Origin of the sequence: Streptomyces sp. DvalAA-14, assembly GCF_900091855.1 — a bacterium.
Taxonomy (GTDB): Bacteria; Actinomycetota; Actinomycetes; order Streptomycetales; family Streptomycetaceae; genus Actinacidiphila.
Genome location: NZ_FMCH01000491.1, coordinates 1 through 8,602, shown reverse-complemented (window position 1 = coordinate 8,602; position 8,602 = coordinate 1). Strand labels below are relative to the sequence as shown.

Sequence of the window (8,602 nt, the reverse complement as noted above, 5' to 3'; positions counted from 1 at the left end):
GTGGTTCGTCGCGGCGTTCTATGACCGGTACGCCCCGCGGCCCGATCGGACGGTGCTCCCAGAGGCCGACACTCTGGTCCGCGACTTCCTGGAAGCGACCCCTGGCACTGCGGCGGATCTCGCCCGCCGCTGCGACCTCCACTCGTACTCCCTGCGCCGAGTTGCTCCGCTCGCGCCACGCCAAGAATCTCATCCGAGCCGCTGAGCAGCACCGCAGCCGCCTTCGGGATCCTCTGCTGGCTGCGCGACTGGATGAAAGGTCCAACCTGCGGCCACAGCCTGTGTGCTGGCGAGACTGGACGCCGAAAGCGGTTTCAAATGTCCTAATTATTGCGATATAAACGCAACCCAAACTGCAACCCAAAACACAACGAGGTGCCGAAGCGCAGGGGCGGTTCGGCACCTCGTTTCGCCTGGTCAGGCGGGGTGCGGAGGATACGAGATTCGAACTCGTGAGGGGTTGCCCCAACACGCTTTCCAACTGTTCGCCCATGCGGCCGGGCGCGTTCATCAGTGTTCTGACCTGCGGCGTAGTGGTCCGGAGCGTGGACTTCGAACCCCGCTGAACGCAGGTGAATGCAATTGGAACTGCAACTGGCCCGGCGCTGCCCACGTCATGTCTGACCTGCGGTGCCATGAGTTCTGTTCAACGGTAGGGAACGCGGCTACGCGTCCTGCCAGTCGGTGGCAGAGTCGAAGTTGGCGTCGGTGATGCCCTGGACGGATCGAACTCGTAGGGGCTGATCTGCCGAGCAGCGGGTGAAGATCACGGGCCATGCGCCGCGCCGACGGCGGGCGGCGGCTCGGGCGTGCCACCTGCGCCGACGCGCTCCCCGCGCTTATACACACCGCCGAATGCTTCTCGCACGCCCTTTCTACTCGAATCCGCGGCTAATTCCCTGGCCGGGAAGGTACTCGGGTTCGACTACGAGGTGGGACATGGAGCGCGCGACTCAGGGGACAGCACGGCGCGGCACAGATGACATCGGCGAGCGGCGCCCAGCACGCTTCCTCGGCAGCCTGTCGGGGCCAGTGCGGGAGGAACTGCTGAGTATCGGTTCTCCGCAGAAATATCCGCCCGGGGAGAAGATCCTGGTGGAGGGTGCGTCGGGCGATTACCTGGTGCTTCTGAAGACCGGCTGCGTGAAGGTTACTGGCAGGCGTGGCAACGGGCATGACGCCCTGATCGCGATACGGGTAGGCGGAGACGTGGTCGGGGAGATGGCCGTGATCGACGGCGTGCCCAGGTCGGCCACGGTGACCGCCTGCGACGACATCGACGCACATGTCGTCCAAGGCCGAGCGATGCGGAGCTTCCTCGACAAGCACCGCGAGGCCGCCATTCAGATCGTGCGGCTCAGCCACCGCCGCCTGCGCACCGCAATTTCCTGGCGCATCGCTTTCGGTGAGTTTCCGGTTCGAGTGCGGCTGGCCCGGATGCTCGCCGAACTGGCCGAGAACCATGGTCGACCCATCGAAAAGTACGGCCATCCCGTCCGCTCGTACACCCTTATCGACGTCAACCTCACGCACACCGAACTGGCTGAGCTCATCGGCGCGAAGTCGGAGACGGTGCAGAAGGCGCTGGCGGCGTTCCGTGACGAAGGGATCGTCACAACCGGCACCCGCCGGATGGAGGTGATGAGGCTGGACTACCTCCGGGCGATCGGACACCCGTCGACGATCGGCCGCTGAACAGACCGAGGAATCCGCATTTTTACGGCCTGCTCTGAGGCTTGACCGCACGGGCGGCACAGTTGGCGTCCAGCGCAGCCAACTGTCGAAACCTTGACTGAGTAGGTGATGGTTCACATGACATCGCACTCGACCGTCAGTCCCTGGGGCCAGCCCCGGCCGGACAACACCCGCCACCTCTGCCTGGCGGCGGACATCGAGCAGTACAGCCGCTTCGACACCCCGGACCAGCAGGCCGCACAAGCCCGACTCGAACGGGTGCTGCGGGCGGCAGCCGTTCGCAGTGGGCTGGACCACGGCCAGTGGTCCACCCAGCCGCAGGGCGACCTGGAGTTCGCGGTTCTCCCGCCCGGCACTCCCGAGCAACTAGTGCTGGGCGAGTACGTCACGCACCTGGCGGCCGAGCTCGGCGGCTACAACGCCACCCGCCGGCCCGCCGGACGGATGCGCCTTCGGCTGGCCATTGACGCCGGCGTGGCCGCCACGGCCGCCCTGGGCTTCTCCGGCCCCGCCCCGATCGCGGTCGCCCGCTACTTGAACGCACCCGAGGTGAAGCAGGCTCTGGCGGCTGCCGAGTCGGCGAGCCTGGCCGTGGTGGTCTCCGACCACCTCTACCAGGACGTGGTGCGCTCACGCGTGCACGGACTCGACCCGGAGCAATACCGGCGTATCCACGTAAGGCAGAAAGAGTTCGCCGGGTACGGCTGGGTCCGGTTGCCCGGTGTGGATCCGCAGGGCGTACGGGGGCCCTGGCCGAGTGCGCCGGGGGACGGGCCGCGGCCCACGGCGCCGGCGACGGAGCGGGAGCAGCCGACTTTTGTGCAGTACGGCGTCCACGGCACCGCCGTCCAGGGTGTGATCCACGGGTCCGTCGTCCACGGCGCAGCGCCCGGCTCGGAAGGCCGATGAGCGACCACCCGCCCGCAGGGGGCTGCGCCTGCTGCTGGAACGCGGGGGGCAGCAACCGTCAGCAGGGCACCCGGGGCCTCTCCGTCCAGGGCCGGACCGGCGACGTGCACTACTACGCCGCCGCCTGCGAGCACCACTCCGCCGCCAGCGCGCGGCGGTCCATGGCCGGCTTCTCTCCGGTCCCCTACGAGACGCTGCGCGAGGAGTTGCACCGGATCATTCGGGCCTGCTCGCTCATCGTGGACGACCTGCGTGACGACACCGACGACTCGGGAGGTTCACCATGGGACTGATCCCCTACAACCGGGTGTTCGACGTGCTGGAGCACCGGTTCGTGCCCGCCGACCTGCCCTTCCCAGTTACCACTGCCAACGGCCCGGCCTGGCTCACCGCCGTGGCGGCCCGGCGGGCGCTTTACCTCAGGTCGGCGGACCCGCGGCTCCGTGAGGAGATCTGGCGCGAGGCCGTCGGCGCGGCGCAGCGTGACACGGCCGCGGCCGGACCTGACCGGCTGCTGGTGCTCTGGCTGGCCCTGCCCGCGATGCGGCGGACCCTCTACCGGATCGCGATCCGGTGGGCTATCGACCGGCGGGAGCTCGAATCCGAAACGCTGCTCGCCCTGTTGGCAGCACTCGCGGACGTCACCCCGCAGGCCCAGGACTCCGGTCACGCACTGCTGTGCCCCGCCGCCAACCAGGTCTGGACGTTCGCCAAGGCTCGCGTCCGGGAGCGACCGGTGGCGGATATCGCGGCGCTGGCCGCCGTCCACCTCGCCGTGGAGGCACCCGCGGAGTCGCCCGTCAGCGACTGGCAGGATGGCTGGGAGCTACGCGTATCGCCGCCTGCCCGGCCTGACGGCTTGTCGGCGACGGTGCGGTTCAGCGTCACACCGGGGCGGCTGGAGAGCTTTCGTCTGGGCGAGCTGGCAGGCCACTTGGGCCTCGGAGAGATCGTGCACCGGGCGCGGCGCCCCAGTGAGGGCAGCAGGATCGGCACCCTGTCGCTGCGTCCGGTCGGAGGGCGGCGATGACCCCTCGCCCCGGCACCTGGCTCTCGTTCGGCGAGGCGTTCGACCTGCCCCTGGCCGTCGACCTGCGCACCGCCGCCCGCGCGCTCGGGCTGTGCTCCGCCACCGCCTACAAGCTCATCCATCAGGGGGATTTCCCCTGCCCCGTCCTGCGCCTCGGGTGGCAGTACCGGATCCCCACCACTGACCTGCTTCGGGCGCTCGGGATCGAGGAGCGCCCCGTCTACGCGGCTGACCTACGAGCCGGCGCCGACTTCGCGGAACAGCGCAATCGTGCAATCGAGTTCGAGACGGAGGACTACGCATGACCATCGTGGCCGTCGCCGATACGGAGCCCGAGGAGGCGCCGATGACGACCTGCTTCGTCATCGCGCCCATCGGCAATGAGCACGCCCCGGACAGGAGCGCGGAGCTGCTGGCGTTCGAGGAGAACCTGGAGATCTACGAGAAGGTGATCCTGCCCGCCTGCGCCAAACACGGCATCGTCCCGGTCCGGGCGGACGGGATCGCCGATTCGGGCGAGATCACCGAGCAGATCTGCCGCCACTTGCTGCAGGACGACATCGTGATCGCCGACCTCACCGGGGGAAATGCCAATGTCACTTACGAGCTCGGGATCCGGCATCTGACCGGCAAGCCCATCATCCACATCGGCGAGCACGGGCAGTTGCCGTTCGACCTCTCGCAGATCCGGACGATCATGTTCAAGCGCAGCCGGAGCGGGCTGGTCAGGGCGCGGCGGGACCTCGAGACCGCGCTGGAGGGTGCCCTGCATAACGGGTTCGAGCCGCTGACCCCGGCCCGGATCCTGTTCGGACTGCCAGCAGCGCCGCCGCCGGCTGCGGTCGAGGCGGAGCCGGACGACCCGGAGGCCCCCGGGCTGTTCGACCGGTTCGCCCGGGTGGAGGAGCAGATGGAGGCGATGAGCGAGACCACGGAGGCGATCGCCGGGTACATGACGGTGATCGGCGAAGTCGCCGTGCAGATCGCTCCCGTGATGGAACGGGCCTCCCAGCCCGGGACGCCGATGAGCGCGTGGCTGCCGGCGATGAGTGAGCTGGGGAAGACGATGGCCGAGCCAGCCTCCGGTCTGCGGGAGGCGTGCACCCGTTTCGCCGGGCAGATGGTGGAGATGGACGCGGCGGTCCAGACGGCGTTCGACGTCATCGCGGTGATGCCGCCCGAGCAGCGCGCCGGTTCGCCGGCCGGCTTCCTGGAGCAGATGGTCAGCACTGCGGAGTCCACGCAGGAGATGGTCGGCGTGCTCGGCGAGGTCGAGGTCGGCATGCGGTGGCTGGTGAAGATGAGCCGGGAACTGCGGGCACCTGGGCGGGACATCTCTGCTGCGGTCAAACAAGTCACCGGCGTGGTGACCCGGATCGCGGACTGGGAGCGCCGGGCCCGCGAGCTGATCTGACCACCCGGTGGGTGGCCCCGGCGACGGCTGCCGGGGCCACCCACCGGGACTTTCAATGCCGCACGACTGTCTCCTGGGTGAGCCCCGCGATCGGCTCACCCGTGGAAGCTCTCCCTGCCAGTGTCGCCGCCGCCATCGGGCTGGACAGGGCGGCGCAGGACTCCAAGTGGTTCAGAAATCTTAGGGCCGCACCACGCAGAAGTCGGCCGGAGGGGCCCCGAACATCATCGCTGGCCACTCCAGTGAGTCGGTCGAGTACAGCAGGCGGATGCTGTCGGCGTCCACCTGCTCCACCGGCCCCAGCGGCGGGTGAATCGGGCCTGCACGGTCTCGGCGGGTACCGCCACCGAAAGCGCAGAGGGTCCGGACCAATGAATCGGTCCGGACCCTCGTCTGCCCTGGCGGGCGGGGTGCGGAGGATACGAGATTCGAACTCGTGAGGGGTTGCCCCCAACACGCTTTCCAACGGGTCACGAGGCTGTACATGAGGAGGTATAGACATTGTGACCTGCGACGGAACGGCTCTCCCGGCGATTGACGGACGGTCCCGGACGCGGCTGAATGAGACCAAGACTGAGACCAGAGGACCACACGTCGTTGCCGGCTAAATGGGTCTGCAGCCCAGGCGCCGCACGGCCGCCGGGGCCTGTGTGGGATGCGGACGAGGCCCTCTTCCTGCCGACCTGGCACGGTGTCACGTAGCCCTCCGGCTTCCAGGCCCTCTGCCACTGCAATGACCGTGGCGCCCACGGTCCGGTCCCGACATGCCGCGACAAGAGCAGGAACCGAACCCCTGCTCCAGGACCGACAGCAGCAGTGCATAGGGGTGCCTCTGCCTTCTCCACGGCCGTGTCCGGGCGAGGGCGCTGCCGATGTCTGTTCCCGTATCGGAAAAGTGATAACACTCCGCTCCGCCGTACGAATGGCTAGCGTGAAGTCGGAAACGATGAGCCGTGACATCGGCATCCGCACCATGGAGACGCATGTGATGACACCCCCCGCCCCTTCCGGGGATGGCAGGAGGACCCAGCCCTTACCCCGCACGATCGAAGCGATCAGCGCTGCGCTCGGTGAGGAGAAGCGACAGGCGTTCCACGCGGCGCTTTGGCAGGCGCCGCTGGGGCCGGAACTCGACGACGTGATGAACGTGTGGTGGATGGAGGCGATGTTCGATGCGGTGCCCGGCCGTGAACGCCGTCTGACCAGGACGGTCGCTGGCCGTGACCTGGTACGCCTGCCGGATCTGTTCGTAGGCGGTCACCGGTGAGGCCGGTGTCACGCGGCTGGCAGGCCGTCGCCGAACTCAGAGCGGCCGAAGTCCTGCATGCCATGGGAACGTCGGGATTCACGGAACTCCACGACCAGATGGTCCTCTTCTTCCGCGCGCTGGCTCTCGAAGTGGGCGATTCCGTCAAGTCGGGCAAGGCGCCGCCGGGACTGCCGATGGAAATCGACGATGTCATCTGGTACAGCGTGGCCGTGCCCTGGGAAGGCGTCTTCTTCAGCTACAGCGTCTATCCCGGCGAACGGCAGATACGTATCTGCGACCTCATCTGGATCACCACGGATCCGGATCTGCCCTGACCCGTCTCCAGCCTGAGTCCCGGTGCCGCCAGCATGAACGGTGCTACAGGCCTTGTGAGGTGCCGGAGACACGGACGATGCTGCAGCAGGACGGCCGTCTCCCTGCGACCACGTGCCCGGGGGCGGGCAGGTACGTGAGCTGGTGCCGGCCGTCCTCGTGGAACAGGTCGTAGCGATGTCCATCGCAAGGGCTCCGCCGAGGGCCGCGGATTCCGGCTCGTGGATACCCGGCAGCCAGAACGTCACCGACCCGCCCGCTGTCGACGAGTCAGTCGCACCGTGAAATCGGTACTGATCACGGTTGCTCCCGGTAATCATGGAGCGCTTGATCCTGTCCTGTTGCGGGGCTCCGCCGCTGCGCTCGCCGCCTCGAGTTTCCTGGGCCGAGTCCAGAAACCCGGTGCTCTTCTCAGCAGAGCTCCCGGACATCTGAGCCCGAACGAAGCTCCACCGGGCTCGCCGGGGGATGCCGCTGGTGCGACGAGCCACGACGGTCTGTTTGACGCGCAATGTAGCGCTTGCGTACTTCCGTAACTACGCAGGGTGGGGTGTGATGCATCCGCGCGAGTCACCACGACCCCAGGGCGGTGAACGTCCAGGCCAGGGCTGCCTTTTCGGCACCAAGCGCAACCGAAACTGCAACCGCGCAACGATGAGGGCCCCGACCGCTGCGCGGTCGGGGCCCTCCGCCCTGGTGGGCGGGTGCGGAGGATACGAGATTCGAACTCGTGAGGGGTTGCCCCCAACACGCTTTCCAACTGTTCGTCCGGGGGTTCAGGAGGGTTCGCCAACGTCCTGAACTGCGCCTACGTGCCACCCCTGGTGGTTGGCGGACGTCGCCGAACGAGGGTGAACGCAACCCGAACTGCAACCCTTCCCCGTCTGTCGTTGCCCTCGCCGACCCCTCGGACTTCGGGTGGCTCTGACAAGCGGCTGGGGCCGTTAATGAGGTTGTGGCTGTGAGGTCGCACCTGGGGTGAACCAGATTTCCCGGAGGTAGTTGCCGCCAGGGTCGGCAGGTCGTAGCCAGAGTCCTGGATACGGCTTCGTGCCGAAGAAGCTGAGGATCTCGGCTTCGGGATAGCCGAAAAGGTCGACGTCGTCGAGGACGACCGGGACAGCGGATGGACCGGTCGGCGCCGTAGTATGGCGCGCGACAGCGACGCCTCTGAGGCCGGGCATGTCTGGCAGGACTCCCCACCGGTCCGAGACGTCGCCGGAGATCGTCAACCCTAGCCCTTCGTACCTCGCGACGAAGGACCAGCCCGCTCCGCACTGCCAGCCCTCCCGTACGTCGGCCAGAGTCGCCACCATGTCTTGCGCCTCCCGTTCGGACATACCGACGGTCAGAAGACCTGCTCCGAGCGGGAGGAGCAGCCCCTTGCTGAGGACGAGTTCGAACATCCGACCATGGTGAAGTCGGCCTGACAGGTGTGGCAAGAGATTTCAGGCGGTCCGGGGGCTCGGGCGGAGGTGTTACGGACCCAGAGTCGGGCCCTGCGCGCCTACCTTCGCTGGCGCAACGCCAAGCCCGCCACTCCGACGTGCTGGCCGCCCAGCGCAAGGAGCGCACCCGAGTCCGCAGCGAGAAGGGCCTCCGATGGGTGGGCGGCCGATCGCCTGCGCAGCTTGATCGGCTGGGCGAGCTTGCCCGGCTGAGCCTCAGCGATAGCCGTCGACCCGGGTGCCGACCGCTGGAGCGAGATTGGGCCAGGGACGGCCTGCTCTGTCGGAGGCAGCGGACCGCAGGAGATCGAGAAGAGTGCAGCCCGGGTAGTCACGGAAGCTCGCCCAGGCCGACCGGTAGTAGCAGCTCCAGTAGCTCATGACCCGGCGCTGGGTGCGTGCGAAGAAGAGCGGGTTCTCCACGATGAACTGCCGGTATGCAAGGTGGCCGGGGTTGCCTGGCGCTGCGAGATCTCGGAGCTCATCAATGATGACAATCAGGATCTCCACAACGTACTCGCCGA

The 8,602-nt window shown here is 67.7% G+C and carries 9 protein-coding genes and 1 pseudogene; 8 read left to right on the top strand and 2 right to left on the bottom strand.

Annotated elements, in window-relative coordinates; translation table 11 throughout:
• The first annotated feature begins 939 nt into the window (after positions 1 to 939).
• From GA0115240_RS26130 to GA0115240_RS26095, 8 genes are all read left to right on the top strand, one after another.
• A complete protein-coding gene (locus tag GA0115240_RS26130) occupies positions 940 to 1,695 on the top strand; it encodes a Crp/Fnr family transcriptional regulator (protein ID WP_093740272.1) in 756 nt (251 codons plus the stop codon).
• A gap of 117 nt (positions 1,696 to 1,812) precedes the next feature.
• Complete coding sequence (locus GA0115240_RS26125) at positions 1,813 to 2,604, top strand: hypothetical protein (protein ID WP_202451751.1); 792 nt, start codon at positions 1,813 to 1,815, stop codon at positions 2,602 to 2,604.
• Positions 2,601 to 2,897, top strand: coding sequence for a hypothetical protein (locus GA0115240_RS26120; protein ID WP_093740269.1), 297 nt, complete (start codon positions 2,601 to 2,603; stop codon positions 2,895 to 2,897). Before GA0115240_RS26125 ends, GA0115240_RS26120 begins: the two co-directional genes overlap by 4 nt.
• The gene (locus GA0115240_RS26115) at positions 2,888 to 3,634 is read left to right on the top strand and encodes a hypothetical protein (protein WP_093740267.1); all 747 of its coding nucleotides are present in this window, start codon (positions 2,888 to 2,890) and stop codon (positions 3,632 to 3,634) included. Before GA0115240_RS26120 ends, GA0115240_RS26115 begins: the two co-directional genes overlap by 10 nt.
• Complete coding sequence (locus tag GA0115240_RS26110) at positions 3,631 to 3,939, top strand: helix-turn-helix domain-containing protein (protein ID WP_093740265.1); 309 nt, start codon at positions 3,631 to 3,633, stop codon at positions 3,937 to 3,939. The genes GA0115240_RS26115 and GA0115240_RS26110 overlap by 4 nt, the downstream gene beginning before the upstream one ends.
• Positions 3,936 to 5,048, top strand: coding sequence for a hypothetical protein (locus GA0115240_RS26105; protein ID WP_093740263.1), 1,113 nt, complete (start codon positions 3,936 to 3,938; stop codon positions 5,046 to 5,048). The genes GA0115240_RS26110 and GA0115240_RS26105 overlap by 4 nt, the downstream gene beginning before the upstream one ends.
• Before the next feature lie 931 nt (positions 5,049 to 5,979).
• Positions 5,980 to 6,315 (top strand): hypothetical protein, encoded by a 336-nt coding sequence (locus tag GA0115240_RS26100; protein WP_141708967.1) that lies wholly within the window; start codon positions 5,980 to 5,982, stop codon positions 6,313 to 6,315.
• Entirely contained in the window at positions 6,312 to 6,632 is a 321-nt protein-coding gene (locus tag GA0115240_RS26095; RefSeq protein ID WP_141708966.1) for a hypothetical protein, read from the top strand. The genes GA0115240_RS26100 and GA0115240_RS26095 overlap by 4 nt, the downstream gene beginning before the upstream one ends.
• A 942-nt stretch (positions 6,633 to 7,574) precedes the next feature.
• Here GA0115240_RS26095 and GA0115240_RS26090 read toward each other — a convergent pair.
• Both GA0115240_RS26090 and GA0115240_RS26085 read right to left on the bottom strand, forming a co-directional pair.
• Positions 7,575 to 8,036 (bottom strand): hypothetical protein, encoded by a 462-nt coding sequence (locus tag GA0115240_RS26090; RefSeq protein WP_093740257.1) that lies wholly within the window; start codon positions 8,034 to 8,036, stop codon positions 7,575 to 7,577.
• Between the two features lie 258 nt (positions 8,037 to 8,294).
• A pseudogene (locus GA0115240_RS26085) lies at positions 8,295 to 8,602 on the bottom strand (hypothetical protein); the annotation flags it as partial.